At 66.6% G+C, this 26,508-nt stretch carries 24 protein-coding genes; 8 read left to right on the forward strand and 16 right to left on the reverse strand.

The genetic code is table 11. The features are described 5' to 3' along the window. Positions 1–2: 2 nt before the first annotated feature. On the reverse strand, positions 3–158 hold the full coding sequence (locus tag MMF96_RS16880) for a DUF4177 domain-containing protein (protein WP_107503899.1): 156 nt from the start codon (positions 156–158) through the stop codon (positions 3–5). A 36-nt stretch (positions 159–194) separates the two neighbouring features. Between MMF96_RS16880 and MMF96_RS16885 the strand changes: the two genes are divergently transcribed. From MMF96_RS16885 to iolB, 7 genes are all read left to right on the forward strand, one after another. Further along, complete coding sequence (locus MMF96_RS16885; RefSeq protein ID WP_256884218.1) at positions 195–2,447, forward strand: transglycosylase domain-containing protein; 2,253 nt, start codon at positions 195–197, stop codon at positions 2,445–2,447. Between the two features lie 12 nt (positions 2,448–2,459). After that, a complete protein-coding gene (locus MMF96_RS16890; RefSeq protein ID WP_256884219.1) occupies positions 2,460–3,416 on the forward strand; it encodes a metallophosphoesterase in 957 nt (318 codons plus the stop codon). 554 nt (positions 3,417–3,970) lie between these two features. After that, positions 3,971–5,392, forward strand: a complete 1,422-nt coding sequence (locus tag MMF96_RS16895; RefSeq protein ID WP_256884220.1) for a sugar porter family MFS transporter — start codon at positions 3,971–3,973, stop codon at positions 5,390–5,392. A gap of 43 nt (positions 5,393–5,435) precedes the next feature. Beyond that, positions 5,436–6,437 (forward strand): sugar phosphate isomerase/epimerase, encoded by a 1,002-nt coding sequence (locus MMF96_RS16900; protein ID WP_176618303.1) that lies wholly within the window; start codon positions 5,436–5,438, stop codon positions 6,435–6,437. A 13-nt stretch (positions 6,438–6,450) separates the two neighbouring features. Further along, the gene (locus MMF96_RS16905) at positions 6,451–7,491 is read left to right on the forward strand and encodes a LacI family DNA-binding transcriptional regulator (protein WP_176618304.1); all 1,041 of its coding nucleotides are present in this window, start codon (positions 6,451–6,453) and stop codon (positions 7,489–7,491) included. Positions 7,492–7,593: 102 nt separating this feature from the next. After that, positions 7,594–8,334, forward strand: coding sequence for a GntR family transcriptional regulator (locus MMF96_RS16910; protein ID WP_176618305.1), 741 nt, complete (start codon positions 7,594–7,596; stop codon positions 8,332–8,334). A 62-nt stretch (positions 8,335–8,396) separates the two neighbouring features. Then, entirely contained in the window at positions 8,397–9,290 is an 894-nt protein-coding gene (gene iolB / locus MMF96_RS16915; protein ID WP_176618306.1) for a 5-deoxy-glucuronate isomerase, read from the forward strand. Between the two features lie 66 nt (positions 9,291–9,356). Here iolB and MMF96_RS16920 read toward each other — a convergent pair whose 3' ends face one another. The 12 genes from MMF96_RS16920 to MMF96_RS16975 form a co-directional block, all read right to left on the reverse strand. Further along, on the reverse strand, positions 9,357–10,376 hold the full coding sequence (locus tag MMF96_RS16920) for a Gfo/Idh/MocA family oxidoreductase (protein ID WP_176618307.1): 1,020 nt from the start codon (positions 10,374–10,376) through the stop codon (positions 9,357–9,359). A gap of 32 nt (positions 10,377–10,408) precedes the next feature. Continuing rightward, entirely contained in the window at positions 10,409–11,821 is a 1,413-nt protein-coding gene (locus MMF96_RS16925; RefSeq protein WP_306295959.1) for a sugar porter family MFS transporter, read from the reverse strand. After that, positions 11,818–12,705 carry a sugar phosphate isomerase/epimerase gene (locus MMF96_RS16930; RefSeq protein WP_256884221.1) on the reverse strand — a complete coding sequence of 296 codons (888 nt, stop codon included), beginning with the start codon at positions 12,703–12,705 and terminating at the stop codon, positions 11,818–11,820. The genes MMF96_RS16925 and MMF96_RS16930 overlap by 4 nt, the downstream gene beginning before the upstream one ends. Before the next feature lie 78 nt (positions 12,706–12,783). Continuing rightward, on the reverse strand, positions 12,784–13,797 hold the full coding sequence (locus MMF96_RS16935; RefSeq protein ID WP_176618310.1) for a Gfo/Idh/MocA family protein: 1,014 nt from the start codon (positions 13,795–13,797) through the stop codon (positions 12,784–12,786). 128 nt (positions 13,798–13,925) lie between these two features. Then, complete coding sequence (locus tag MMF96_RS16940; RefSeq protein ID WP_176618311.1) at positions 13,926–14,837, reverse strand: sugar phosphate isomerase/epimerase; 912 nt, start codon at positions 14,835–14,837, stop codon at positions 13,926–13,928. Positions 14,838–14,910: 73 nt separating this feature from the next. Further along, the gene (locus tag MMF96_RS16945; RefSeq protein WP_176618312.1) at positions 14,911–16,428 is read right to left on the reverse strand and encodes a CoA-acylating methylmalonate-semialdehyde dehydrogenase; all 1,518 of its coding nucleotides are present in this window, start codon (positions 16,426–16,428) and stop codon (positions 14,911–14,913) included. 52 nt (positions 16,429–16,480) lie between these two features. Further along, positions 16,481–18,430 (reverse strand): 3D-(3,5/4)-trihydroxycyclohexane-1,2-dione acylhydrolase (decyclizing), encoded by a 1,950-nt coding sequence (gene iolD, locus MMF96_RS16950; RefSeq protein WP_176618313.1) that lies wholly within the window; start codon positions 18,428–18,430, stop codon positions 16,481–16,483. A gap of 4 nt (positions 18,431–18,434) precedes the next feature. Beyond that, positions 18,435–19,382 (reverse strand): deoxyribose-phosphate aldolase, encoded by a 948-nt coding sequence (locus MMF96_RS16955; protein ID WP_176618320.1) that lies wholly within the window; start codon positions 19,380–19,382, stop codon positions 18,435–18,437. Between the two features lie 8 nt (positions 19,383–19,390). Then, a complete protein-coding gene (gene iolC, locus MMF96_RS16960) occupies positions 19,391–20,404 on the reverse strand; it encodes a 5-dehydro-2-deoxygluconokinase (protein WP_256884222.1) in 1,014 nt (337 codons plus the stop codon). A gap of 200 nt (positions 20,405–20,604) precedes the next feature. Beyond that, positions 20,605–21,018 (reverse strand): tautomerase family protein, encoded by a 414-nt coding sequence (locus MMF96_RS16965; protein ID WP_176618315.1) that lies wholly within the window; start codon positions 21,016–21,018, stop codon positions 20,605–20,607. A gap of 158 nt (positions 21,019–21,176) precedes the next feature. Then, positions 21,177–21,953 (reverse strand): TIM barrel protein, encoded by a 777-nt coding sequence (locus tag MMF96_RS16970; protein WP_176618316.1) that lies wholly within the window; start codon positions 21,951–21,953, stop codon positions 21,177–21,179. Beyond that, positions 21,953–23,035, reverse strand: coding sequence for a Gfo/Idh/MocA family oxidoreductase (locus tag MMF96_RS16975; protein WP_176618317.1), 1,083 nt, complete (start codon positions 23,033–23,035; stop codon positions 21,953–21,955). Before MMF96_RS16975 ends, MMF96_RS16970 begins: the two co-directional genes overlap by 1 nt. A 162-nt stretch (positions 23,036–23,197) precedes the next feature. Between MMF96_RS16975 and MMF96_RS16980 the strand changes: the two genes are divergently transcribed. After that, the gene (locus tag MMF96_RS16980) at positions 23,198–24,262 is read left to right on the forward strand and encodes a LacI family DNA-binding transcriptional regulator (protein WP_176618318.1); all 1,065 of its coding nucleotides are present in this window, start codon (positions 23,198–23,200) and stop codon (positions 24,260–24,262) included. On the opposite strand, the gene MMF96_RS16985 is transcribed toward MMF96_RS16980, so the two are convergent. From MMF96_RS16985 to MMF96_RS16995, 3 genes are read right to left on the reverse strand one after another with little or no spacing between them, the layout of a single operon-like run. Beyond that, the gene (locus tag MMF96_RS16985; protein WP_256884223.1) at positions 24,243–25,304 is read right to left on the reverse strand and encodes a Gfo/Idh/MocA family protein; all 1,062 of its coding nucleotides are present in this window, start codon (positions 25,302–25,304) and stop codon (positions 24,243–24,245) included. The genes MMF96_RS16980 and MMF96_RS16985 overlap by 20 nt on opposite strands. Beyond that, entirely contained in the window at positions 25,301–25,981 is a 681-nt protein-coding gene (locus MMF96_RS16990) for a Gfo/Idh/MocA family protein (protein WP_256884224.1), read from the reverse strand. Before MMF96_RS16990 ends, MMF96_RS16985 begins: the two co-directional genes overlap by 4 nt. 9 nt (positions 25,982–25,990) lie before the next feature. Further along, positions 25,991–26,302, reverse strand: a complete 312-nt coding sequence (locus MMF96_RS16995) for a Gfo/Idh/MocA family protein (protein WP_256884225.1) — start codon at positions 26,300–26,302, stop codon at positions 25,991–25,993. Between the last annotated feature and the right edge of the window lie 206 nt (positions 26,303–26,508).

Here is a 26,508-nt window from a genome sequence, read left to right on the forward strand (position 1 = left end):
GGCTAGGCCTTCTCCCGCTTCAGGTAGGCAACGAGGCCGTTGCCGTCCGGACCGGTCACTACCTGGACCAGCTCCCAGCCGTCCTCGCCCCACTGGTCGAGGATCTGCTTTGTGGCGTGAATAATCAGCGGAATTGTGGCGTACTCCCATTTGGTCATGCTTCAAAGCGTAGTCCCTGCCGGTAAACTGGGAAAATGACGGCAAAAAAACACCCCATTTTCGATACCGCCACAACCCTTGGAAAATTCGTGCTCTTCCTTGGCGTGAGCGCAATCTGTGGTGTCCTGGTCGCCGGACTGATGACCCCCGCCGTGGCGTTGACGGGCAGCACCGCCACCTCCTCGATCGACTTTTTTGACCAGATTCCTGCTGAAATGACCGTGGGTGCGCCGGCCCAGTCCTCAAAAATCCTGGCCTCCGACGGTTCCGAGCTGGCAAGCTTTTACAACCAGAACCGCACCACCGTCAAGCTTGCCGACATCTCCCCGTTCATGAAGAACGCCATCATCGCCATTGAGGACGCGCGCTACTACAAGCACGGCGGCATTGACACCAAGGGCCTGATGCGGGCCGTGGCGTCCATGGTGCGGGGCGGCGGGCGCCAGGGTGCCTCCACCATCACCCAGCAGTACGTGAACAACGTCATCATCCAGACCTATGCCGCCAATGGCGAGTTCGACAAAATCAAGCTCGGCGGCGATAAAAAGATCGGCGACAAGGTCCGTGAAATCAAGCTTGCCATCGCCATGGAGAAGAAGTACTCCAAGGACGACATCCTGCAGGGCTACCTGAACTGGGTGCTGTTCGCCAACGGCAACTATGGCGTTGAAGCCGCTGCCTCGTACTACTTTGGCGTCCATGCCAAGGACCTGACGCTGCCGCAGGCCGCGCTGCTGGCGGGCGTGGTCAACAGCCCCACCGTCTACGACCCCGTGGTCAACCCGGACAACGCGGTCTCCCGGCGCAACATGGTGCTCGCCAACATGCTCGACCAGAAAATGATCGACCAGAAGCAGTACGACGCCGCCGTCAAGACCAGGATCGGCCTGAAGATCCACCCGAACCAGAACGGCTGCACCACGGCCGCGCGCGCCGAATACTTTTGTGACTACGTCACCAACCTGATCGCCAACGACCCCCGTTACGGCAAGACCAAGACGGACCGCGTGAAGCTGCTGGAACAAGGCGGCCTGACCATCAAAACGACGCTGGACCCGAAACTGCAGGACGCAGCCCAGGCCCAGTTCGCCAACTTCACGCCCATGGACAACAACCCGGACAGGGTGGGCCAGGCGTTGGTCACCGTCCAGCCCAAGACCGGCAAGATCCTCGCCATGGCGCAAAACACCAAACTGAACGCGCCCAAGGGCCAGTGGAGCACCGACTACAACTTCACCGTGGACAAGTTCGACAAGAACGGCAATTCCCTCGGCGGTTCCGGCGGCTTTGACGTCGGATCGACCATCAAGCCGTTCACCTACGCCGAGTGGCTCAACTCGGGCCACAAGATCAATGACATCGTCAATGCCTCGGTGCGCAAGTACCCCGTGGGCTTCCCGTGGCGCAATTCCTGTGGCGTGTCCACCGGCATCTATGACAACAACTACCCGGGCTCCAAGGACCTGCAAAATGCCGAAGACGGCCGCTACAGCCCCATCAGCGCGCACATGGGCCTGGTGCTCTCGCTGAACACCGCCACCGTGGCCGAGGCCGCCCAGCTGGACATGTGCAACATCCAAAAGATGATGACCGCCGCCGGCATCCACCTGGGCGCAGACCCGAACAAGCCGTACGACCTCTCGAACGTCTCCAGCCTGCTGGGCAGCGGCGAGGTGGCCCCGCTCACCATGGCGACGGCCTTCGCCACCTTCGCCTCGGGCGGTGTGCACTGTGACCCCATCGCGCTGGTCTCCATCACCAACTCCAAGGGTGACAAGTTCCCCGTGCCAAGCGCCAACTGCCGGCAGACGGTCAAGCCCGAGGTGGCTGCCGGCGTCGTGCACACCCTGCAGCAGGTGCTGGTGAACGGCTCCGGCTGGCAGATCCCGCTCCGGTACCATGCCGGTGCCAAGACGGGCACCACGAACGACTCCCAGCAGACCTGGACCACCGGCTTCACCAAGGGCCTGGTCACCTCGTCGTGGGTCGGCAGCCCCGATAACAAGAACCGGTCCAACAACAACCTGCTCATCGCCGGCCAGAGGATCCCGTACGTTGACGGCGCCACCTACGCCGGCAAGGCCTGGCAGGGCTACATGAACGCCATTGCCGGCAACTACGACACCGGCGCCTTCCCGGAGCCGCCGTCGAGCATGCTCAACCCCGTTGCTGCCACGCCGCCGCCCAGCGCCACAAAGGACACCAAGGACACCAAGGACACCAAAAACACCCCGGACAAAAAGGACACCAAGACCCCTGCCCCGAAAGATCCGAAGAAGAAGGACTAGGTGGCCAACACCATGAGCACCCAACGCACCCACCACCCCCGCCTCACCGCCCTCGGATGGACGGCGGGGGCGGCAGCGGCCGCCGGTGCCGGATGCGTGGCGTACGGGGCGTTGATTGAGCGCAACTGGTTCACCATCCGGGAGGAGTCCCTGGCCATCCTGCCCGCCGGGACGAAGCCGTTTACGGTGCTGCACCTCTCCGACATCCACTTCTCCCCCGGCGACCACAAGAAGGCGGCCTGGCTGCGCGGGCTGGCCCGGCTTAGGCCGGACCTGGTGGTCAACACCGGCGACAACCTCAGCCACCCGAAGGCGATCCGGCCGCTGCTGGCCGCGCTGGGCCCGCTGATGGAATTTCCCGGCGTATTTGTCCCGGGCTCCAACGACTACTTTGCCCCGAGGTTCAAGAACCCCTTCGCCTACCTGGGCGGCCCTTCGAAACTCTCCGACCAGGGGAAGCGCCACCCGCACGTCCTGGACACCGCGTCCCTGCATGCCGGTTTCGGCATGGGCGGCTGGGTCGACCTGGCCAACCGCGCCCAATCCATCCCGCTGGCGGGCATCCGCTTTGACTTCAGCGGCGTGGACGATCCCCACCTGGGGCGCGAGCGCTACGCCGGCTGGCCCCGCGGCTCCGCCAACCAGCACACGGCCCCGCACGTGAAGGTTGCGGTGGCCCACGCCCCGTACCAGCGCGTGCTGGACCATTTCACGGCCGACGGCGCCGACCTCATCCTGGCCGGCCACACCCACGGAGGCCAGATCTGCATCCCGGGCTACGGCGCCCTCGTCACCAACTGCGACCTCCCCACCTGGCGCGCCAAGGGCCTCCATGACTGGAGCGCCGGGGGACGCACGACGCCGGTCAACGTCTCCGGGGGCATCGGCACCTCCCGCACGGCCCCCTTCCGCTTCGCCTGCCGCCCGGAGGCCGTGGTCCTGCGGCTGACAGCCAGGCCCGGAGCGTAGCCTGGCGCAGCGCCGCCCCCGGACTCCACCGCACCGTCCGGCTACAGCGCCGTCCGGCCGCACCTGCCGGCTCCAACTGCCTCAACCTTTAGCCGTCAACGGCTTCGACAGCCGTGGCCATTGGCGTGGCTGGGCCCAACGCCGTTCACCATCCAGACCTCCATCACGGGCCGGCAGCGCTGGAAGGGAGGACCGGGCCGGTGAAAACCCGTTGGAATTTTGCGCTTCCCCACACGTCTGACACGACCCGCGTCCCGTTTGGGTTCCCCGGCTGGTGCTGGTCGTTGATGGTTCCGGCCCCTCCCTCCGCGGCCATCCTGCCCGTGCAAGCTGTACAAACCGGATGCACAAGTGGCTGACTGTTCCCACCGCCTGGGCGTAGCGCCATATTTGTCCTGACATTAAGATCAACTATTGACACATGAATTAGAGCGCTCTAATCTTGAACCATCCAGTGACGCGCACCACACACGCGGCCGCCGTTGAGTAGGCAGGGCGCGTCGGTCCAAAATTCGTTGGGGCAACATGCCGCCCGCCAATCGAAAGAGACAAAGATGTCATTACGAACCCAAAATTTCACGTCGACAGGTTCCCGGCGCCGTGGCTATCTCGCCCGATTAACCGTCATCTCCACGCTGGGCGGGCTGCTCTTCGGCTATGACACTGGGGTCATCTCCGGCGCCCTGCTGTACATGAACACGGCCCTGAACATGAACGCCGTGCAGGAAGCCACAGTGGTCAGCGCCCTGTTGTTCCCGGGCGCCGCCCTCGGCGCCCTGGCCGGCGGCCGCCTGGCGGACCGGCTGGGACGCCGCGGGACACTGCTGGTTTGTGCCGGGCTTTTCCTCATCGGCGCACTGGGTTGCGCCATGGCCCCCACCGTATCCGTCATGGTCACCTTCCGCATCATCCTCGGCCTGGGGGTCGGCGCGGCCGCCGTCACCTGCCCGCTGTACCTGGCGGAAATGGCGCCCACCCACCTGCGCGGCCGCATGGTCACCATCAATGAACTCATGATCGTCACCGGCCAGATGCTGGCCTTTGCGATCAACGCGCTCCTGGATGCGTTGATCCATGACAACGAGGTGTGGCGCATCATGCTCGCCGTTGCCTCCGTCCCAGCCATCGCCCTGCTGGCAGGCATGCTCGCCCTGCCCGAATCGCCACGGTGGTACGCCCTGCGCGACCGGCTTGCCGACAGCCGGCGGATACTTCAACTGAGCCGGACCCCGGAGGAGGCCGAGCGGGAATTCAACGAGATCGCCACCTCGGCCAGGACCGCCCGCACCGAGCGCGGCCACGTTTGGAAGGACCTCAAGGCGAGCCCATGGATGCGCCGGCTCCTGTGGATCGGAGTTGGCTTGGCGATCATCCAACAAGCCACCGGCATCAACACCGTCAACTACTACGCACCGACCATCCTGGAAAAGAGCGGGCTGGGCGTCAGTGCCTCACTGGTGGCAACTGTCGCGGTCGGCGTCACGTCGGTGCTGACCACCGTGCTGGGCATCTGGCTGCTTGGCTACATCGGCCGCCGGCGCATGCTCGTCATCGGCTTCTGCGGCGTGGTCGGCGCCCAGGCCCTGCTCGCCGTCGTCTTTCTCCTGCCACAGTCCGACCTGGTCAGCTATGTCATCCTGGCCGCCATGATGCTGTTTGTCGCGTTCGTCCAGTGCTTCATCGGCACATGCGTCTGGCTGCTGCTCTCCGAACTGTTCCCGATGGCCATCCGCGGCTTCGCCATGGGCATTGCCGTTTTCGCCCTCTGGACGGTCAACGCCGTGATCTCCTTCCTGTTCCCGATCGTGAACCAGGCGCTGGGCTCCACCGGCACGTTCAGCCTGTTTGTCGTGGTCAACCTCATCTCGCTGGGCTTCGTCCTGAAGTTCGTCCCGGAAACCAAGGGGCGTTCGCTCGAAGAACTGGAGCAGCACTTCCGAACCGTGGACGGGGCAAACGGACCCGCCGCCGCCTGACCCGCAGCCCACCCCAACACCACCACCCGCTGAAAGGCCTCCCATGAAACTGGGCATCTACACCGCAATCCTGCACGACCGCAGCCTCGAAGAGGCGCTGAAGGTCATCGGGGACCTTGGCCTGAAAAGTGCCGAAATCAACGCCGGCGGGTTCATCGGCACCCCGCACCTGCCCGTGGCCGACATCCTGTCCTCGCAAGGCGCCCGCGATGACTACCTGGGCCTTTTCGCCGACGCCGGTGTGGAACTGACAGGGCTGAACGTCAACGGCAACCCGTTGCACGCAGACCCGTTAGTGGGCGGGAAGCACGCCGCGGACCTGCAGCGGGCCACCGAACTGGCCGGCCTGCTCGGCATCAAGCGCATCGTGGCCATGTCCGGCCTGCCCGGAGGCCATCCCGGGGCCACCGCACCGAACTGGGTGGTCAACCCCTGGGACAGCGGCTACCTGGACATCCTGGACCACCAATGGGAGCTGGCCGTACCGTTCTGGCGGGACATCGACGCCAAGGCCCGCGATAACGGCACGAAAGTGGCGATTGAAATGCACCCGCAAAACCTGGTGTTCAACCCCGCCACCCTCATCCGGCTCGTCGAGCGGACAGGTGCCACCAACATCGGTGCCGAAATGGACCCGAGCCACCTGTTCTGGCAGGGCATCGACCCGGTTGCCGCCGTCGGGCACCTGGGCGAACTGGTGCTCCATGCGGCAGCAAAGGACACCCGCATCAACGACAACTGCCGCATCAACGGCGTGCTCGACGACCGCTTCCGCCGCCTGCGCGCGGACGAGGACCGTGTGAACCTGGGCGGGGACCACTACGTGAACGAGTGGCCGAAGAATTCCAGCTGGGACTTTGTCGCCGTCGGACGCGGACACGGCGGGGACTTCTGGGCCCGCTTCCTGGGTGCGCTGCACGCCGTCGACCCGGACATGGCCGTAAACATCGAACACGAGGACGTGGAGCTCGGCCGGATCGAGGGCCTGGAATTCGCAGCCAACACGCTGCACCGGGCCATGGAACGGCAGATGGCCCGTCAATGACATAGTTGGATGTGTGACTGCAAGGGAGCGCGGCGGCCGGTCGGCCACGATGGAAGAGGTGGCGAGGGAAGCCGGCGTGAGCCGGGCCCTCGTCTCACTCGTGATGCGCGGCGCCCCCAACGTCTCCGCCGCCCGGCGCGCCGCGGTGCACCGGGCGGCCGAAACCCTTGGCTACACGCCCAACCGGCTCGCCAGCCGCCTGGCCAGCCGGAGCACCCAAACACTCGGGCTGCTCCTTCTGGACCTGCACAACCCCGCCTTTGCCGACATGTACGACGGCGTTGCCCGCCGGATTGCCGACAGCCGCCACCAGCTCATGGTCGCCGTGGGTTCCACCGACACGGACGACGAAAGCGCCGCCATCAAGTCGCTTGTGGACCTGCGCGTGGATGGCATCATCCTGGCCGGGTTCATCGGGGACCCGGGAAAGCTGCTTCCCATGCTGCACGGCACCCCCACTGTGGTGCTCAGCCGGGACATTGATGTGCCCGGCATCGACTTTGTGCACACAGACGATGTCGCCGGCGCCGCCTTGGCCGTTGACCACCTGTACGGACTGGGCCACCGGCGGATCGCCCACCTTTCCAAACCGGACAACGTCCCCTACCCGAGCCGGCGCGAAGGCTACCTGCAGGCCATGGCACGGCTCGGGCTGGAACCGTCCATTGTGCAGGCGCCCATGACGCGGGCAGGCGGCCGGAGTGCCGCGGCCCAACTGTTCGACCGTCCCGGCCCGGAACCCACTGCCGTGTTTTCCTACAACGACCTGTCAGCCATCGGGGCCATTGAGGAAATCATCGACCGTGGACTGCGCGTGCCGGAGGACGTGTCCGTGGTCGGCTACGACAACTCCGACCTGGCCTCGTCGCCACTGCTCGGCCTGACGTCCGTGGATCCCAACAGCACCGGACTTGGTGCGGCGGCGGCGAACCTGCTCTTGGACAGGCTCGCCGGCGTGCCCGTCGATGCCCTGCCTGAAGGGTTCGCGCCGACGCTTGTCCCCCGGAAAACCACGGCCCCGCCCCCACGGCAGCCCGGCTCGGGCCGCACATGACCCTTGCAATTACTTTGTCCTGACAATAGGATGATAAGGAACAGCTGTCCGTGCCACACCAGTGCCTCCGCTGTCCCATCGGCATCACCCAAGGAGTCCACCATGGCCAACTCGCTCAACCTGAACATCGACCGCTCCTCGCCCGTGCCGCTCTACCACCAGGTGGTCCAGGGAATCGAGAACGCCATCCATGACGGCACCCTCGTCCCGGGCAGCAAGCTGGAGAACGAGATTGACCTGGCAGCGGCCATGAACCTCTCGCGCCCCACCATGCGCAAGGCCATGGACGAGCTGGTCCGCGCCGGCCTGCTGGTGCGCAAGCGCGGTGTGGGCACCCAGGTGGTGGCCAGCCAGGTGCGGCGCCCACTTGAACTGTCCAGCCTGTTCGACGACCTGAGTGCCAACGGCGGCAAACCCACCACCGACGTCCTGACGTTTTCGCACCACGAGGCCGACCCCGCCATCCTGGAAAAGCTCGGCTTGGCCAAGGGCGCCTCGGTGTACCACTTCACCCGCCTGCGCCTGGTTGACGGCAAGCCGCTGGCACTGATGGAGAACTGGGTGCGGGACGACATCGTGGAGATTGACGAGGCCGGGCTGGCCGACCACGGCCTCTACGGCATCCTGCGCAACGGCGGCGTGAACTTCCGCCTGGCCCAGCAGCGGATCGGTGCCATGATTGCCAACGACTACCAGGCACCGTTGCTGGAAACGACCCCCGGCGCAGCCCTCGTCACCATGGAGCGCACCGCCGTTGACGATACCGGGCGCATGGTGGAAACCGGCCGCCACGTCTACCGCGCTGACCAATACAGCTTTGAAATGACCCTCGTACAGCGCTAGCCCCACCCCACGGGAACCGCAGGAACCACTGGCAGCACTGACACAACTGACGAAGGAACCTCATGACCAATTGGGTTTATCCACTCGGCTCTGCCCGCGACGGCCACTGGGACGTCTCACTCGGCACCTCTGATTCCGCCCTGGCCGTGGACGGCTGGGCCCACACCGGCCTGAAGGTGGCCACACTGGCCCCGGGCGCCGCCGTCGACCTGCCCGTTGCGGCCGAGGAACGGATCGTCATCCCGCTCAGCGGGTCGTTCACCGCCACGGTGGAGGGCACCGCCTACGAGCTGGCCGGCCGCGGGAATGTCTTCACCGGTCCGTCCGACGTCCTGTACTCGGGTGTTGGCAAGGCAGTGAAAATTGCCTCGGCCGACGGCGGGCGCGTCGCCATCGCCACGGCACCGGCCCGCAACGACTACCCCACCCGGCTCGTCACGGCCGCGGAAATCCCGGTGGAGCTGCGCGGCGCCGGAAACTGCTCGCGCCAGGTACACAACTTTGGCACGCCCGCGGCGCTGGAGGCGGACCGGTTCATCGTGTGCGAGGTCATCACCCCGGCCGGCAACTGGTCCTCCTACCCGCCACACAAGCACGACGAAGAAAAGGCCGGCGAGACGGCGCTGGAGGAAATTTACTACTTCGAGACCCGGGTCGCCACCGGATCCCCCGCCCCGTCCGACGCGGACGCCATCGGCTACCAGCGTGTCTACGCCTCGGATGGCCGGCCCATCGATGTCAACGCCGAGGTCCGAACGGGTGACACCGTCCTGGTCCCCTATGGCTGGCATGGCCCCGCCATGGCCGCGCCCGGCTACGACCTCTACTACCTGAACGTCATGGCCGGCCCGGGCCCCGTCCGCGAGTGGCTCATCAGCGACGACCCCCACCACGGCTGGGTCCGGCAGACCTGGGATGGCGCCGACATCGACCCGAGGCTGCCCTTCGGCCGCTGATGGAACCCGGCCCTACGGTGATTGGGCTAGTCGAAACCGGGGTCCCGACAGGCCCGGTTGCCGGGGCTACAGGGCCACCCGAACCGGCGCGCCGGTGAGCAGGGACTCCTGGGCGGCGTCGGCCACCTTGGACGCCGCCACCGCATCCTCGGGCGTGCACGGGTTGGGGCGCAGGCCCTGGATGAGCTCCACAAACGCCTGCAACTCGCTGACGTAGGCGGCCTCGAAGCGCTCGGCGAAGGTCTGGTGCGGGGTTCCTGAGGGAAAGCTGATGCCGGCCTCGGCGGACTTAAGCGCCGCCTGCCCGTCCAGGCCGACCATGACAGACCCCTTCGAACCCTGGAGCTCCAGGCGGACGTCGTGCCCGGCACCGTTGTAGCGCGTGGCGGAAACCGTGCCGACGGTGCCGTCGTCGAAGGTGATCACGGCCAACGCGGTGTCCACGTCGCCCACTTCGCCGATGGCGGGGTCGCCGTTGTTGGAGCCCTTGGCGTAAACCTCCGTGATCTCCCGGCCCGTGAGCCAGCGCAGGATGTCAAAGTCGTGCACGGAGCAGTCGCGGAACAGCCCGCCGGAAGTGGCCAGGAACTCGACCGGCGGCGGCGTCATGTCCCCCGTGATGGCCCGCAGGGAATGGATCCAACCCAGCTCGCCGGCGTCGTAGGCGCGCTTGGCCTCGAGGTAGCCGGCGTCAAAGCGGCGTTGGTGGCCGATCTGGACGGTGCCACCCTTTTCCCGCACATAGTCAAGGACAGGCAGGGATTCGGCCACGTTGACACCGACGGGCTTTTCGCAAAACACGGGGATGCCCGCGTCGACGCCGGCCCTGATCAGCCCCGGATGTGTTGCGGTGCCGGTGGCGATCAGCAGCCCGTCAATGCCGGACGCCAGCAGGTCCTCCACGGAGGGCACAAACCCGGCCCCGAGATTGGCGGCGACCGTGCGGGCATGGTCAACAGCAACATCGGTGAGCTTCAGCTCTACTTGGACGGCAGGCGCCAGCAGTTCGTTGAGGGCGGCGATGTTGCTGGCGTGCATGACGCCGATGCGCCCCACTCCGACCAGGCCCAGGGTGATGGTTTTCATGCGCAGATCCTTTACAGTTGCATCGATTAGTGTCAGACGGCGGACTTGAAGAGGTGTTCGAGCTCTTCCAGGGACTTTCCCCGGGTTTCCGGAACGGCCTTCCTGACCCAGATGATGGCACAAATCTGCAGTGCCACGAAGATGAAGAACGTGGCGGAGATGCCGATCCCGGCCACGAGCTGCGGGAAGAAGAAGCCCACCAGGAAGTTCACGATCCACAACACGAAAACGCAGATGCCCATGGCCACTCCGCGCACATGCAGCGGGAAAATTTCGGACATGGTCAACCAGGTGACACAGCCGATGAACCCCTGCATGAACGCCAGGAAAACGACCATGCATATCAGCACGAGGTAGCCGCGCAGCAGGCCCTCGGGGACCAGCATGGACACCATTGAGAGCGCGAACAGCGACGATGCCGTACCGGTCAGCCCCGTGACAAGCATGAACTTACGCGGCAGCCGGGTCATGAAGTACATGCCGGCGATGACGGCCAGGACGGAGACAACGCCGTTGAGCACGTTGGCGATGAGCGCGCCCCGGTCGCCGAATCCCGAAGAGGAGAGAATGGTGGTGCCGTAGTACATGATGGCGTTGATGCCGCTGATCTGGTTGATGACGGCCATGCCCAGCCCCACGACAAAGATCCGCCGGATCCACGGCACGGCCAGGTCCTTCACGGTGCCCATCCTGGCCTGGTAGTCCTCACGGGCGGCCTCCCGGACCTCATCGAACTCGGCGTTGACCTCGGAGGGTTCACGGGCCTTGCGCAGAACGTCAAGTACGTCGTCGAAGCGGCCACCGGCAGCCAGCCAGCGAGGGCTTTCCGGCAGCACCAGCATGCCGAACCACAGGACGACGGCGGGCAGCGTGGCAATGACGAGCATGTAGCGCCAGATGTGGCCGGCGTCGGGGAACAGGTTGCCCAACAGGGCATTGAAAGTGAACGCCAGGAACTGTCCGGTCACGATCATCAGCTCGTTTTGGGTCACGATCCGTCCGCGTTGGGCGGCCGGGGACATTTCGGCCAGGTACACCGGCACGATCACCGACGCGCCGCCGACGGCAAGGCCCAGGACTGTGCGGGCCAGCACCAGGATCTCGGTGGAGGGTGCGGCGGAACAGCCGATGGTGGCGGCAATGAAGACGACGGCCAGGCCCATGATGGTCTTGCGCCTGCCGAAGCGATCGGAGAGCCGCCCTGCGCTAATGGCACCAAGGGCGGCACCGAGCAGCAAGGTGGAGGTGACAAGCCCCTCCGCCAACGGGGTCAGCCCCAGGTCGCGCTGCATGAACGGCAGCGCACCGTTGATGACGCCCGTGTCGTAGCCAAAGAGCAGCCCGCCGAAGGTGGAGAACAGCGCCACCTTGCGCATGAACTTCCGGGGGTTCGGCCGCACGGCAGCAGCCGGCCGTACGGACTGCTGTTCCGGGAGGGTGTTCATGAGGTGGTCCTGCCCAGGGCGCCCGCAAGATAGCTGTTGATCGTGGCAAGCTGGTAGCGCGAGACGTTTTCGGCGTCGTCGTCCTCGGCAAAGACGCTGGAGACCATGACGGTGTCCGCCCGGTCGAGGAAGCCGATCTCCTTCAGTCCGCCAAAGAACTCATCCCAGTTCACGTCGCCGTCGCCAATCTTCAGGTGCTGGTGCACGCGAACGGGGTTGCCGGGCGGGTTGGTGATGTAGCGCAGCCCGTGGGAGGCATGGTGGTCCATGGTGTCTGCCACATGTACCAGCCGCAGCTTGTCACCGGCGGCGCGCATGATCTCCAGCGGGGCATCCTTCATGTGGAAGCTGTGGGAGGCCACGTAGACCAGGCCCACGTTGGGCGAGTTGACGCCGCGGATCATGCGGATGGCCGCCAGCCCCTCCTCGACAAAGTCGTCCGGGTGCGGGTCGATCAGCAGGTCGATGCCCTCGCGCTCGATGATCGGCAGCAGTTCCTCCATGGAGCGGTAAAAGGCCCGTTCAGACTCCTCGGCCTTTTCGGGCCGGCCGCTGAATTCGGTGTTCATGGTCTTTACGCCCAGGTCCACGGCGATCTGGATGGCACGCTTCCAGTAGCGCACTGCAGCCTCGCGGGCATCCTCGTCGGGACCCGACCAGCGCAGCACGGGCAGAACCGAGGCAATCTCGATCCCGGCGTCCGCCACGGATTTCTTCAGCCCACCCACCAGGGCGTCGTCGGCCTTGGGATGGTTGTAAAACGGGATGAAATCCGGGTGCGGGGTCAACTGCATGTACTTGTACCCGAGGTCCGCCACGAGCTGCGGGAACTCCAACAGACCGTGGCTGTGGTGGAACGGCGTGGGGTCCAGGGCAATCTTCACGAAACTTCACTCCAATGCGTTGATAAATCTGCGTTAAATGGTGCGGGGAGTGGCGGCGTGCCGCCACTCCCCGGGCACTTAGCTGTAGAGGCCGGGCTTGGGTGCCAGCACGACGGCGGTCTTGCCGCCTGTCTTTTGCGCCTCGACCCCCGCTTCGCAACAGGCGGCGGTGGCGTAGCCGTCCCAGGCGGACGGCCCGCCGATCTCCCCGCGCAGGGCAGCATCCACCCACGCCTGGACCTCGACGTCGTAGGCGGCGCCAAAACGCTCCTCGAAGCCCGGGGTGACCCGGCCACCCCAGCGGCCCTGCGTGCGGACGTACGGACCGCCGTCACTGCCGATGTTCACAATGCCGTCCTCAAAGGAGGCCTGCGTGGCCACCTCGTAGCCGAAGCGGGCATTGACGTAAATTTCGACGTCGGCCAGGACGCCGGATTCCGTCTCGATCAGTACGTGCTGCGGGTCGTGCTGGCCCGCCGGGGCGTTGCGGGTGGGTTTGCCCAGGCGCACCTGCACGGAGGTGATTTCCTCGCCGGTGAAGAAGCGGATGGCGTCAAATTCGTGCACCACCGAATCGTTGATGAGCATCTCGTTGGTGAATCCGGCCGGGGTGTCCGGGTTGCGGTGCTGGTGGTGCAGTACCAGCAGCTCGCCCAGGCCGCCCTCGGTGATGATTCCGCGCAGGGCGGCGTATTCACTGTCGAAGCGCCGCATGAAGCCCACCTGGATGCGCTTGCGGCCCAGCCTGGCCTCGGCCTGGACCACCTTGAGGGCGCTTTCGGCGTCCGGGGTGAGGGGCTTTTCGCACAGGATGGGGATGTCCCGGTCCAGCGCCTTGAACAGGATGTCCTCGTGCAGGAAGCCGGGGGTGGCGATCAGGACGGCGTTCACGTCGCCGTTGTCCAGGGCCTCCTCGGCGCTGGCCAGGGCCACCGCTCCCGGGATGCCCTTGATGGCGGCCTCTGCGCGTGCCAGGTCAATGTCGACGACGGCAGCCACCTCGGCCCCGCTGATTCTCTCCCGCAGGCGGTTGATGTGGTCCGCCCCCATGCGGCCCGCCCCGATGACGGCGACGCGAAGTTTTTCGCTCATGTGCTTCTTCTTTCTTGTCTGTGGCCCGGCCTGTCCCCGGCGGCTGGCAGCGGAACCTGCCGGCACACGCGGGCGTGGCTGGTTCCGGGGCCCGGCCGGTTGGGGACCCCGCCAGTCATGGGACGTTGCTAGTTAACTCTGGTCCTGGAGCCGCAGCTGAGCAAATAGTTGCGGGTCCGCTTCGCGATGGGCATGGGCACATCAAACGCAACGGGGTACATGTCTTGTTCCACAATGCCAAAGATTGGCTTGTCCAGCGCCTCGACGGCCTCGATCACGGCGCGCAGGTCCGGCAGGCCGTTGGGCGGTTCCACCATGACCCCGGCCAGGTTGGCCGCGGCCCAGGTCAGGTTCTCGGCGTTGACGCGGGCCAGCACGTCGGGGTCAATCTGCTTCAGGTGCAGGTATCCGATGCGTTCGGGGTATTTGCGGACCAGTTCCAGGGAACTGGCCCCGCAGTACTCGGCATGGCCGGTGTCCAGGCACAGGTTCAGCAGTTCCGGGTCGGTCTGCGCCAGCAGGTGCTCAATGTCCGCCTGGCCGCCGACGTGTGCGTCTGCGTGGGGGTGGAACTGCTGTTTGAGTCCAAAGTCCTTCAGCAGGACCTCGCCCAGCCTGTTGTGGCCGTCAAACAGGTCCTGCCACTGCCGGGGGTCCAGGGTGCCGCTCTCCACTGCGTTCCCCGTGACGTCGTCGCGCCACATGGCGGGAATCACGACGACGTTGTCCCCGCCCATGGCGGCCGTCAGTTCGGCCACCTTGCGGGCGGGCTCCCACGCTTCCTCCCACTGGGCAGCGCCCCGGTGGAAAGCCGTGAACACGGTGCCGGCGGTGACCTTCAGGTCACGATCCGCCAATTCCTTGGCCAGGCGGGCAGGATCGGACGGCAGGTACCCGTAGGGGCCCAGCTCAATCCACTTGTACCCGGATTCGGCCACCTCGTCGAGGAAACGCTCCCAGGGGGTCTGCTTCGGGTCGTCGGCGAACCAGACGCCCCAGGAGTCCGGCGCCGTGCCGATGGTCAATTTGTTTTCAGTCATGATGGGTGGCTTTCCAGAATGCCGGCGGGCGGGCGTGTGGAAACCCGGGGTTCTACACGCCCAACCACCGAGGTTAGTTGGAGGGGAAGTTGTATGACGCACCGGACTCGTGCTGTGGTTCGGGCCAGCGGGAGGTGACGACCTTGGCACGGGTGTAGAAGGCCACACCTTCCTCGCCGTAGATGTGCTTGTCGCCGAACAGCGAGTTCTTCCAGCCGCCGAAGGAGTGGTACGCCACGGGCACGGGGACGGGGACGTTGATGCCGATCATGCCCACGTGCACGCCGCGCTGGAACTTGCGGGCATTGGCGCCTGAGGACGTGAAGATCGCCGTGCCGTTGCCATAGGGGTTGGCATTGATCAGGGCGATGCCCTCCTCCACGGTTTCCACGCGCATGACGGCAAGGACCGGGCCGAAGATTTCCTCCGTGTAGGCGCTCATGTCCGCGGACACGCCGTCCAGGAGCGTGGGGCCAACCCAGTAGCCGTCTTCCTTGCCGGGGACGGTGAAGTCCCGGCCGTCGACCACCAGGGTGGCACCGGCGTCGGCTGCTTCACCGACAATCTTCTGCAGGCGTTGCTTGGAGGCAGCCGTGATCAGCGGCCCCATGTCCGCATCGGCGTCGGTGCCCTCGGCCACCTTGATGGCCTCTGCCCGTTCGCGGACCTTCGCCAGCAGGGTGTCTGCGGCGCCGCCGACGGCGACCGCGACGGAAAGTGCCATGCACCGCTCGCCGGCGGAGCCGTAGGCGGCGGCGGAGAGGTGGTCGGCGGCGTTGTCCATGTCGGCGTCGGGCAGGATGATCGCGTGGTTCTTGGCACCGCCCAGGGCCTGGACGCGCTTGCCGTGGGCCGTGGCGGTCTCGTGCACGTACCTGGCGATGGGGGTGGAGCCAACGAAGGAGATGGCGTCCACATCCGGGTGCGTCAGCAGCCCGTCAACAGTGTCCTTGCCGCCGTGCAGCACCTGGAAGACGCCGTCGGGCAGCCCGGCTTCCTGCCAGAGCCTGGCCAGCAGCATCGGGGCGGAGGGGTCGCGCTCGGAGGGCTTGAGGATGAACGCGTTGCCGGTGGCGATGGCGATGGGGCACATCCACAGCGGCACCATGACGGGGAAGTTGAACGGCGTGATCCCGGCCACCACGCCCACGGGCTGGCGGAAGGAGAACACGTCAATGCCGGTGGAGGCCTGGTCCGAGTAGGCGCCCTTGAGCAGCTGGTTGATGCCGCAGGCAAACTCGATGACTTCCAGGCCGCGGCCGATCTCCCCGGCCGCGTCCGAGAGGACCTTGCCGTGCTCGGCGGTGATGAGGGCGGCCAGTTCGTCAACGTGGGAGGCGACAAGCTCGCGGAACTTGAACAAGACGGCGGTGCGCCTGGCCAGCGAATAATCTCCCCAGATTTCACTTGCGGCCTTCGCAGCGGCCACGGCGGTGTCCAGGTCCTCGCGGCTGGCCAGGCTCAGCTGTGCGGACACGGCGCCGGTGGCGGGGTTGTACACGGCTTGGGTTTTGCCGCTCGTGCCGGCAGTTTCGGCACCGTTGATGAAGTTTTTGATGGTGGTCCAGGTCCGTGTTGCCGTGTCAGTCATGGGATTCTTCCTTGGTGGGTGGTCGAGGGGAAGGGTGTGGATTAGGGGGATCTCAGCCCAGCAGCGTGCGCTGGCGGGCCTTGTGTTCGGTGTACGTGGTGTAGGCCTGTTGGGTGGATTGCAGGTCGGAGATTTCCGAGACCGGCACGTCCCACCAGGATTCGGAGCTGGGCGCGTCCAGGAGAGGGTCGGACTCGACGTGGATGAGCACCGGCCCGCCGCCCTCCGGTGCCGCCTTTGCGGCTGTGACAGCGGCCTCGAGGTCGGCCACCACGTTCTCCCCCGGCGTCACACGGATGACCTTCACGCCCAGGCTCTCGGCGTTCAGGGCCAGGTCGACCGGGAGCTTCTCGCCGTCGTCGAAGGTGTGGTGTTGGGCGTCAAGCGTGCGGTACTTGGTGCCAAAGCGCTGGGAGCCAAGCTGTTCGGACAGGGCACCGATGGACGCGTAGCCGTGGTTTTGGATCAGCACCACTATTAGCTTGATGCCCTCTGCGACGGCCGTGACCAGCTCGGTGTGCATCATCAGGTAGGAGCCGTCCCCCACCATGACGACGACGTCGCGCTTCGTTCCGCCGCCGGCCGCCTCGGCAAGGGTGGCACGCTTGACGCCCAGGCCGCCGGGGATTTCGTAGCCCATGCAGGAGTACGCATATTCCACGTGGTAGCCGAAGGGATCGCGGATGCGCCACATCTTGTGCAGGTCCCCGGGCAGGGAGCCGGCCGCGCAGATGACCACGTCGGCGGCGTCCATGGCGCGGTTGGTGGCGCCGATGATCTCGTTTTGCGAGGGCAGCGGGGTGTATCGGGTGTCAAAGGCCTCGTCGACGATGGCGTCCCAGCGCTTCTTCTGCCCGGCGACCTGGTGTTCCAGGTCGGCGCCCACGCGGTATCCGCCCAGGGCCGCGTTGAGCTTCACGAGCGCCTTGCGGGCATCGGCGACGATGGGCAGCGCGGTGCCGTGCTTGTATGCGTCCAGCGGCGTGACATTGATGTTGATGAACGTCACCCCGGGGTTTTGGAACGCCGTGCGGGAGGCCGTCGTGAAGTCCTCATAGCGCGTGCCGATGCCGATGACCAGGTCGGCCTGGGCCGCGATGGCGTTGGCCGCCGTCGTGCCGGTGGAGCCGATGGCGCCCAGGGAACGGGGGTGGTTCCACGGCAGCACGCCCACGCCGGCCTGGGTGTTGCCGACCGGGATGCCCGTGGCGTCGGCAAACTTGGCCAGCTCGTCCTCGGCATAGGCATAAAGCACTCCGCCGCCGGCGACAATCAGCGGGTTCTTCGCGTTTCGGATGGCATCTGCGGCGCGGCGGATGTCGTCGTCGTCGGCCTCCGGGCGGCGGATGCGCCACTCGCGCGGCGCCAGGAACTCTTCCGGAACCTCAAACGCCTCAGCCTGCACGTCCTGGGGAAGCGAAATGGTGACGGCGCCGGTGTCCGCCGGGTCGGTCAGCACGCGCAGGCCATTGTGGAGCGCAGAGAACAGTTGCTCCGGGCGGGAGACGCGGTCGAAGTAGCGTGAGAGCGGCCGGAACGCGTCGTTGACGGAGACGTCATACGCGTCCGGACGTTCGAGCTGTTGGAGCACAGGGTCCGCCGCGCGGGTGGCGAAAACGTCGCTGGGCAGCAGCAGCACCGGGAGCCGGTTGGTGGTGGCCAGGGCGGCGCCGGTGAGCAGGTTGGTGGAACCCGGACCCACCGAGGTGCTCACGGCGAACGTGGCCCGGCGGCGGGTATGGCGGGCATAGCCGACGGCCTGGTGGGACTGTGCCTGTTCGTTGCGGCCCTGGTAGTAGGGCATGAGGGCGGGGTCGCTGAGCTGGTACTGCTTCAGTGCCTGGCCCACACCGGCCACGTTGCCGTGCCCGAAGATGCCGAACATGCCCGGGATGAGCCGGCCGCGGTACTCCTGGGCGCCGACCTTGTCCACCGCGTACTGCCTGCCCAGGAATTCCACCACGGCCTGGGCCACTGTCATTGTGCGTGTTGCTGTTGCCATGGGGCTACTCCTGCGGGCTCGTGGAAGGACTGTTCAGGGACGGCTGGCCTGTGAGCAGAGATGCGGCCGTGGCGATTGCCCCGGCAACATTGCCGTCCTGCGGGTACAACACCGTGCGGCCGACCGTCAGGCCCTGGACCCCGGGCAGGGCCAGTGCCGCGCCCCAACTGGCGAATACCTCATCGGCTCCGGCGTCGGGGTCCCCGCCGAGCAGCACGGTAGGCATGGTGGTGGAGGCCATGACGCGTTCCATTTCGGGCACGACGGGCAGCTTCATCCAGGTGTAGGCGCTCGTGGAGCCCAGGCCGGAGGCGATGGCGACGGACTTGATGACCGCGTCGGTCGAGAGGTCATTGCGGACCTTGCCGTTCTCCCGCACGGACAGGAACGGCTCAACCATGGCGATGAGCCTGCGTTCGGCCAGCGAATCAATGGCCTTGGCCGTGGCCTCAAGCGTGGCGACGGTGTCCGGGTCGCCGAGGCAGATGCGGGTGAGCATCTTGCCGCCGTCGGCGCCCAGGGCTTCCAGCGCCTGCGCGGTGTGGCCGGTGAAGCGGTCGTCGATCTCGTTGACGAGCCCGGCCAGGCCGCCGCGGTTCATGGATCCAAACACCAGCTTTCCCTCAAGGGCCCCCAACAGCAGCAGGTCGTCCATGATGTCCGGGGAGGCGAGGACGCCGTCCACGGCCGGGTTTGCCAAGGCGAGCTGCAGGCGGTCCAGCAGGTCCAGCCGGTCAGCCATGGCCGTCGGGTTGGTACCCACGCCAATGGCGCCGCGGGCCGGGTGGTCCGCGGCAACAATGAAGTTTTGCGTGCCGTACTTCACGCCCGGGTGGCGGCGGCGGGACGCGGCGGCCCGTGCGACGGCGGCCGGGTCCTCCAGGCGCAGTGCCGTCAGGTGGGCGTAGCGGCGCGGGTCGTTGTCCACGCCGGCTGCGGGGGTGGCGGTCATCGGGGTGATCATTTGAGTGCGCCTTCCGTGGCATGTCCGGGGAGAACGGCCCCCGGCACCAGCTGGCCGCGTTTGGCCAGCAGCGAGGTGACCTCTTCCGGCGTCGGCATGGCGTCGGCGCAGGAAAGCCGGGACGCGACGATGGCGCCAGCGGCGTTGGCATAGTCCAGCACCTGGGCGAGCGGCCAGCCGGCCAGGAGCCCGTGCACGAACGCTCCGCCGAAGGAGTCGCCGGCGCCGAGGCCATTGACTGTTTCGACGGGGACGGGGGCCGAGACAACGCGCTCGGTGGCCGTCTTGGCCATGACGCCCTCATGCCCCAGCTTGACGACGGCGATCTCGACGCCCGCGGCCAGCAGGCGGTCTGCCTGCTCGTCGGGCGTTCCTTCGCCCACGGCGACGGCGCATTCCTTGTCATTGCCGATGGCAACAGTGACGTGGGGAAGGATCTTGGCGACCTGCTCGCGGGCCGCGTCCTCGGAGTCCCAGAACATGGGGCGGTAGTCCAGGTCGAGGATGGTGAACTGGCCCTCTGCCAGTTCAGTGCGGGGGCGGGCCAGGTGGGCGGCCAGGTGGGCGCCGCGGCTGGGCTCCTGGCACAGGCCGGTCACTGTGGACCAAAAGACGCGGGCGCCCTTGATGGCGGCGGCGTCCAGCTCGCCGGCGGCGATCTGCCAGTCCGGTGCTGTGGGGAGGCGGCCGTAAAAGTAGAGCGGGAAATCCTCCGGCGGCTTGATGGCACAGAAGGTGACGGGGGTCAGCAGTTCCGCCACCGGCAGGACAAACTGGTCATCCACGTTGAACTTCTTCAGTTCGCGGTGCAGGTAGCGGCCAAAGGGGTCGTTGCCCGTGCGGGTGATGACGGCGGCCTTGCGGCCGTGGCGGGCCGCCGCGACGGCAACGTTGGTGGCCGATCCACCCAGGTATTTTCCAAAGGACGTGACATCTTCCAGACCCATGCCAATGTCGTTGGGGTAGATGTCGACGCTGATGCGCCCGATGGTAAGCAAGTCATGGCTCACGATGATCAAAAGGACCTTTCACTGGGGAACGCGCCTTGGAGCAGGAGATGCAGGATGGTCGTCCCGCCATGCGCCTCCCATGTGATGATCGGCACATGTACTACTTTGCATGAAAAATCATGTCCTGTCAAAGGTTTGTTCTGACATAAGAACATTAATCAATATTTGGCCGGGCAAAGCGGGCCGGCGCGGCCGTGCGGCTACGCTGCGGAAGGTGCGGGGACGGCAAGTTCGCCCGTCATGTACTGCGCGCGGCCAAAGCCAAAAGACCAGTCGTCCGCGATGTTTTCGCTGTAACCGATAAACACGTCCGCGCCCGCCACCCCCACGCGGGCAAGGTTTGCCGCAATGGTGGCAAACAGCGCCCGCTTGGCCGTCTGCGGGCGGCCCTGCTGGGTGAAGATCTGGATCATGACGACATCGCCACTTCGCCCAAAGCCCAAACCGGCATCCTGGGCCACGATCTGGCCCGCCTTGTGCTCGGTCATGACATGGAAGTAGTCCCGTTCCGGAATGCCAAATTCAGCCACGATGGCATCGTGGATGGCGCGGCTGACGCCCTGCAATCCTTCCGGCGCGCGGCCTTCGTTGACGTCTATGCGTACCAGCGGCATTTTCCAGCTCCTTTGATAGTTTGTCCTGTCATATTATCAAATTAAGCGGGCCGTGCCCAGGGTTGGCTCGGGCGCCTGTTCACGGAGACGGCAATGCGCCCCGGGAACCATGACTCCCCGGAGCGCATTGCCTGCCCTGCGGCGCGGACGGCCGCCGGCTACCCGGCGGCGGTGGTGAACGCGGCCCGGAACGCGGCCAATGCCTCGTCGCTGTCTCCCCGCGCCCAGGCCTCCATGCCCACGGTCCCCCCATAGCCTGCGGCGGCCAGGGCCCGGTGCACGGCGGCGTAGTTGATCTCGCCTGTGCCGGGTTCGCAGCGGCCAGGCACGTCGGCCACCTGGATCTCGCCGATGTGGGGCAGGGAGGAGCGGACCAGCTCGATCAGGTTCCCCTCCCCCATTTGGGCATGGTAGAGGTCCAGCATCATTTTCGCGTTGGGGTGACCCACCGCCTCTACCAGCGAAAGGGTATCCTTGGCGCGCGCCAGCGGAATGCCGGGGTGGTCCAGGACAGTGTTGAGGTTTTCCAGGCAGAACGTGATCCCATGCCTGGCGCCAAGTTCACCAAGCCGCTCCAGCGTGCGGGCACCGGTCAGCCACATGCGGCCCGAGGACCGGTGGACGGGGCGGGCGGCATGGCCGTCTATGAGTTCGGCGGAGTGGACCACCATGCGCGGGATTCCCAGCTCGACGGCGGTGGGAATGAGTTCGGCGGCGGTCCGCACCACGTGCTCGCAGCTGTCCGGGTCCACGAGGCTGCCGGACGTGTAGCCGGTCATGGAGGAAAAGACGGCACCCGTTGCCTTGAGCGCCTTGATGTCCTTGGTGCGCGGGTCCCATATCTCGACGTCGAACCCGGCGTCGTGGATGCGGCGCACCCGTTCCGGGAACGGCAGCCCCGTGTGGACCATTTCCGCGCAGACAGCGAGCCGCATCAGGCACCCGCCACGTGGGCGGGGCGGGCGACGCCGGCCGGCGCCCCGGTGCGCACGGATTCAATGCACGCCAGTGCGGTGGCCAGCGCCCGGCGCGCGTCGGCCCCGCCGGGAGTGGTCCCCTTTCCCACAATCTCCGGCAGGCCCGCAATGCCGGCGGCAAAGTCTGCCAGCTCGTCAGTGTAGGCCTGCTTGAACAATTCGATGTTCAGTCGCGGGGTGTCGGCGGAGAGTCCTGCGGCCGTGTACCGGCGGGCCGCGGTTTCAGTGCTGCGCCCGGCCTGGACCATGCCCTTGGAGCCAAACACCTCGCCTCGGATGTCATAGCCGTAGAGGGCGCTGAAGCTGGCTTCGGCGACGGCCACCGCGCCGTTGTCGTAGCGGATGGTCACCACAGCCGTGTCCAGGAAGCCGTGGTCCTTGTACGCGGGCTCCACGAGCGCGTCGGCCACGGCGTACACCTGCACGGGCTCGGCGCCCGCGTTGAACCAGTTCAGGGTGTCGAAGTCGTGGATGAGCGTCTCCATGAAGACTGTCCACGGCGGGGTCTTGGCTGCGCCGGGGATGCTGCCGGTGCCGGGGTCCCGGGTCAGCGAGCGCAGCAGCTGGGGCGTGCCCACCACGCCGGAGTCAATGTCCCGCTTGGCGGCCAGGAAGTCCTCGGCGTAGCGGCGGTTGAAGCCGACCTGGAAGTTCACACCCGCCCGCCCGACGTCGGCCAGCGCGGCATCCAGCTCTTCCAGGTCCAGACCCGCCGGCTTTTCGCAGAACACGTGCTTTCCGGCGCGTGCGGCCGCAGAGATGAGCTGCGCGTGGAAGCGGACCGGGCTGGCGATGATGACGCCGTCGATGGCCGGGTCGGTGAACAGGTCGCCAGGATCAACGGTCACCTTGGCCACCCCCAGGCGGTCCGCCAGGCCCCGGGCATTGTCAAGGAAGGGGTCCGCCACCGCCTCCAGCACCGCGCCGGGAATCCGGCGGGCCACGCTTTCGGCATGGAAGGCGCCAATCCAACCGGCGCCGATGAGTCCGAGTCGGACGGGCCGGGAGTCCACGGCCGGTGTTGGTTGCAGATATGTCATTGTTCAGTCCGTTCGATAGTGCCGGCAAGCACGCCGGCAGCATGTGAATTGCCGACTAGATCGATCTAGAAGCGCTGTGGATCAAGTTTTACACGATCCGGGACAAAAAACTAGATCGATCCACTAAACTGGCCGGATGATTGCCGGATCCCGGGAGTGCCCATGACAGCCGCCCCACGCCCCACCATGGCTGACGTTGCCGCAGCGGCGGGTGTCTCCCGCGCCCTCGTCTCGATCGTCATCCGCGGCGCGGCCGGGGCCAGCGAGTCCACGCGGGCACGTGTTCTTGACGTGGCGCGGGATCTTGGTTACCGCCCGGACACCCGGGCCCGGCTGTTGCGCAGCAGCAGGACCCGGCTGCTGGGTGTTGTCTTCAACGTCACGGAACCGTTCCACGCGGAGCTCGTCGAATTGCTTTACGTGGCTGGCGGGGCCCGTGGCTACGCGGTCACGCTCAGCGCCACAGGCCCCAGGCGCAGCGAGCAAAAGGCCATGGAATCGCTGCTGGATCTTGGGGTCGAGGCAGCCATCGTCATCTCCCCCGCCACCCCTGCGGCCCGGCTGGCCGGTACACCCGTGCCTGTCGTGGCCATGCTCGATGCACCGGGAGGCCCCCGGGCCGGTGTCGTCAGCAGTGTCCACACCGACGAGGCTGCCGGAATCCGGCTGGCAATCCGGCACCTGCGCGGGCTCGGGCACCGGCACATCGCCCACCTGGACGGAGGGGAGGCGGTCGGGTCCGCGGCCCGGCGCCTGGCGTACGCGCAGGCCATGGCGGCAGAGGGCGTTCCTCCGCTAATCTTCCATGGCGGCCCGCTGGAGTCCGATGGCTCCCGTGCGGCCCGGGAACTGCTCGCCGCGATGGGTGCCCGGGCAGGTACGGGGCATGACACCCGGGAGGGGACCGCCAAGGGCCGTGCCGCCGGGGCGCCCACCGCCGTCGTGGTTTTCAACGACCGCAGCGCGTTGGGAGCCCTGGACACCTTCCGCACGGCAGGGCTGGACGTGCCCGGCGGACTGTCGGTGGTGGGTTATGACAACTCGCGCATGGCGCGGCTGGAGCACATCAACCTCACGAGCATCGGACAGGACGGCCAGGCACTGGCAGAAGCCGCCGTTGCCGCCGCAGTGGATCGGATCGCCGGTGGGCCCGTGCGGGAAGCGGTGGTTTCCCCGTGGCTGGAGCCAGGAGGGACCACCGCGGCGCCTACTCCCCCGGGTAGCTGATGCCCAGCTGGCCGCGGATGCGGTCGGCCAGCTCCAGGGTGCGGATCGAGGCGGCAGGGGTTCGCTGCGCCACAGCCGTCCGCCCGGCATGGATGGCGCATGCGACGGCTGCCGCCTCATGATGCAACCCCTCGAAGTGGGCGCCCGCGGGCTCCTCGTGGCGCAGGACCGTCCCGTCCGGATAGTGGATACTGAAGCCGCCGGGCATGTTGAACCTGCCGTCAAAAGTCAGGGTTGCGGCCGTGCCGACGATGCTGGCGCTGGTCGGCGTGAAGTTGTGTAATTGCGTGTTTACCACCGCCTGGGCTCCGTCACTGAAGGCCATGACGGCCGATATTTGCCCGTTGACGCCCGACTCAAGGTCCGTCCCGACAGCGGCGAGTTGCACGGCCTCGCCCAGGATGTCGGTGATGAGCGCCAGAGGGTAGGTGCCCAGGTCAAGCAGGGGACCTCCGGCGAGGGCGGGGTTGAAGATGCGGTGGCCCGGTTCGAAGTGCTCCCCGTATTCGGCCAGGACTGTTGTCACTCGGCCCAGTGCACCGTCGTCGAGAAGCTGCCGGAGAACGTCGAACTTGGGCAGGAAAGCCGTCCACAGCGCCTCCGCGGCGAACAGCCCGGCAGCATCGGCGCGGTCGCGGATGTCCCGGGCCTGTGCCGCGTTGACGCCGATGGGCTTTTCAACGAGTACGTGCTTGCCGGCATCCAGCGCCAGTACGGCTGCGGCGTGGTGGAAGTTGTGCGGCGTGGCCACATAGATAACGTCCACGTCGGATTGAACCAGTTCCTCGTAGCTGCCGAAGGCGGCAGGAACGTCGAACTTTTTCGCAAACGCCTGCGAACGCCCCGGTGACCGGGAACCGACAGCGGCGATTATCTGCCGCGTGTGCGCCCGGACGGATTCCGTGAAGCGTTCGGCAATCCAGCCCGGGCCCAAGATGCCCCAGCGCAGGACGGGTGCGTCCATGGAGTCCGGGACGCGGGCCGTCGGCAGCACCCTGGTCTTGGCGGGCGGCGTGTGCGTTGTCGCGTCCTCGGCCGTCACGAGTAGTCGACCGGGACAAAGGTGCCGGCATGGCGTGCGGCGAGGATGAGCGCCTCCGCGGCCTGTGCCGCCCGCAGCCCGTCCCGTGCGGTGGCCAGCGGCGATGATTCACCGCGTTGAAGGGAATGGATCCAGGCCTGCAGCTCAAGGCGGTAGGCGTCGGCAAACCTCGGCCGCCAGTCCTCCGGATAGGGTGTGGAGCGCGTGCCGGCGGCATTGGTGGCAACCAGCGCGGGTTCAGCCAGGGATGCGGTGCCCCGCTCGGCCACTACCTCACACCGGGTGCTGTAGCCGAACTGTGCGTTGAGGAACAGCTCCAGGGTGCTCAATACGCCATCAGCCGTGCGGAGCAGGATGAAGGCGGGGTCGTGCAGGCCCGTGGGTGCCGCCGTCGAACGCTTTCCGGCGAGCCAGGCCACCTCGGCGATGGGGGAACCGAGCAGCCAGGGGATGGAATCGAGTTCGTGGATGGCGGAGTTGGTCACGGCGGAGGCCGTGGTCGCGTCCGGCGCGGAGCCGGTGTTGCGGCTCACGCAATGGACCATCAGCGCCTGCCCCGCCTCGCCGGAGGCGGCGAAGCGGCGCAGTTCCCGGTGACCTGGGTCAAAGCGGCGCATGAAGCCCAGCGATAGCAGCGAGCGTCCAGTCGTGGCCGTAATTTCCTCATCCGCAGCCACCACCGCCCGTCACTCCTCCACCCCGGGGGCCAGCGGCTTCTCGCACAGCACCGGCTTCCCGGCCTGCAGGCAGTCCAGGATGAACCCGGCGTGCGTTGAGTCGTGGGAGGCGATAACGACGGCGTCCACCTTCGTAGAGCGGATGAGTTCCCGTGCGTCAGTGGTGGATCGGGCCCCAGCCGCAGCCGCCACGGACGCCGCCCGGTCACCGTCGATGTCCGCGACGTGGCTGACGGCGGCGCCGCTGATGGCTGTGGCCAGGTTGGTGACGTGGTCCGTGCCCATGATTCCGGCGCCGATGACGCCGAGCTTGATGGTCATATGAAGGTTCCCCTGGTGGCTGATTTGGCTTGCGTCGAGCTGCGGCGGGCCGGCCGTAGCGGGCCCGCCGCTTCCTTAGCGGGGCAGCTGGCCGGTGGTTTCAGCCACTTCGGCCTCGAGTTCCTGGGCGAGTTCGCCGTGGCCGCCCATGGCTTCGAGTTCGTGGGCGAGCTCGGCCAGTTCGGCACCGCCGGCCATTTGGGCCG

This window comes from Arthrobacter sp. STN4 (assembly GCF_024539665.1).
Classification (GTDB): Bacteria; Actinomycetota; Actinomycetes; order Actinomycetales; family Micrococcaceae; genus Specibacter.

Excerpts from the sequence above, each read along its gene's own strand:
- MMF96_RS16880 (WP_107503899.1), bottom strand. The coding sequence starts at position 158 with ATGACCAAATGGGAGTACGCCACAATTCCGCTGATTATTCACGCCACA.
- MMF96_RS16885 (WP_256884218.1), top strand. The coding sequence starts at position 195 with ATGACGGCAAAAAAACACCCCATTTTCGATACCGCCACAACCCTTGGA.
- MMF96_RS16890 (WP_256884219.1), top strand. The coding sequence starts at position 2,460 with ATGAGCACCCAACGCACCCACCACCCCCGCCTCACCGCCCTCGGATGG.
- MMF96_RS16895 (WP_256884220.1), top strand. The coding sequence starts at position 3,971 with ATGTCATTACGAACCCAAAATTTCACGTCGACAGGTTCCCGGCGCCGT.
- MMF96_RS16900 (WP_176618303.1), top strand. The coding sequence starts at position 5,436 with ATGAAACTGGGCATCTACACCGCAATCCTGCACGACCGCAGCCTCGAA.
- MMF96_RS16910 (WP_176618305.1), top strand. The coding sequence starts at position 7,594 with ATGGCCAACTCGCTCAACCTGAACATCGACCGCTCCTCGCCCGTGCCG.
- iolB (WP_176618306.1), top strand. The coding sequence starts at position 8,397 with ATGACCAATTGGGTTTATCCACTCGGCTCTGCCCGCGACGGCCACTGG.
- MMF96_RS16920 (WP_176618307.1), bottom strand. The coding sequence starts at position 10,376 with ATGAAAACCATCACCCTGGGCCTGGTCGGAGTGGGGCGCATCGGCGTC.
- MMF96_RS16925 (WP_306295959.1), bottom strand. The coding sequence starts at position 11,821 with ATGAACACCCTCCCGGAACAGCAGTCCGTACGGCCGGCTGCTGCCGTG.
- MMF96_RS16935 (WP_176618310.1), bottom strand. The coding sequence starts at position 13,797 with ATGAGCGAAAAACTTCGCGTCGCCGTCATCGGGGCGGGCCGCATGGGG.
- MMF96_RS16940 (WP_176618311.1), bottom strand. The coding sequence starts at position 14,837 with ATGACTGAAAACAAATTGACCATCGGCACGGCGCCGGACTCCTGGGGC.
- MMF96_RS16945 (WP_176618312.1), bottom strand. The coding sequence starts at position 16,428 with ATGACTGACACGGCAACACGGACCTGGACCACCATCAAAAACTTCATC.
- iolD (WP_176618313.1), bottom strand. The coding sequence starts at position 18,430 with ATGGCAACAGCAACACGCACAATGACAGTGGCCCAGGCCGTGGTGGAA.
- MMF96_RS16955 (WP_176618320.1), bottom strand. The coding sequence starts at position 19,382 with ATGACCGCCACCCCCGCAGCCGGCGTGGACAACGACCCGCGCCGCTAC.
- MMF96_RS16965 (WP_176618315.1), bottom strand. The coding sequence starts at position 21,018 with ATGCCGCTGGTACGCATAGACGTCAACGAAGGCCGCGCGCCGGAAGGA.
- MMF96_RS16970 (WP_176618316.1), bottom strand. The coding sequence starts at position 21,953 with ATGCGGCTCGCTGTCTGCGCGGAAATGGTCCACACGGGGCTGCCGTTC.
- MMF96_RS16975 (WP_176618317.1), bottom strand. The coding sequence starts at position 23,035 with ATGACATATCTGCAACCAACACCGGCCGTGGACTCCCGGCCCGTCCGA.
- MMF96_RS16980 (WP_176618318.1), top strand. The coding sequence starts at position 23,198 with ATGACAGCCGCCCCACGCCCCACCATGGCTGACGTTGCCGCAGCGGCG.
- MMF96_RS16995 (WP_256884225.1), bottom strand. The coding sequence starts at position 26,302 with ATGACCATCAAGCTCGGCGTCATCGGCGCCGGAATCATGGGCACGGAC.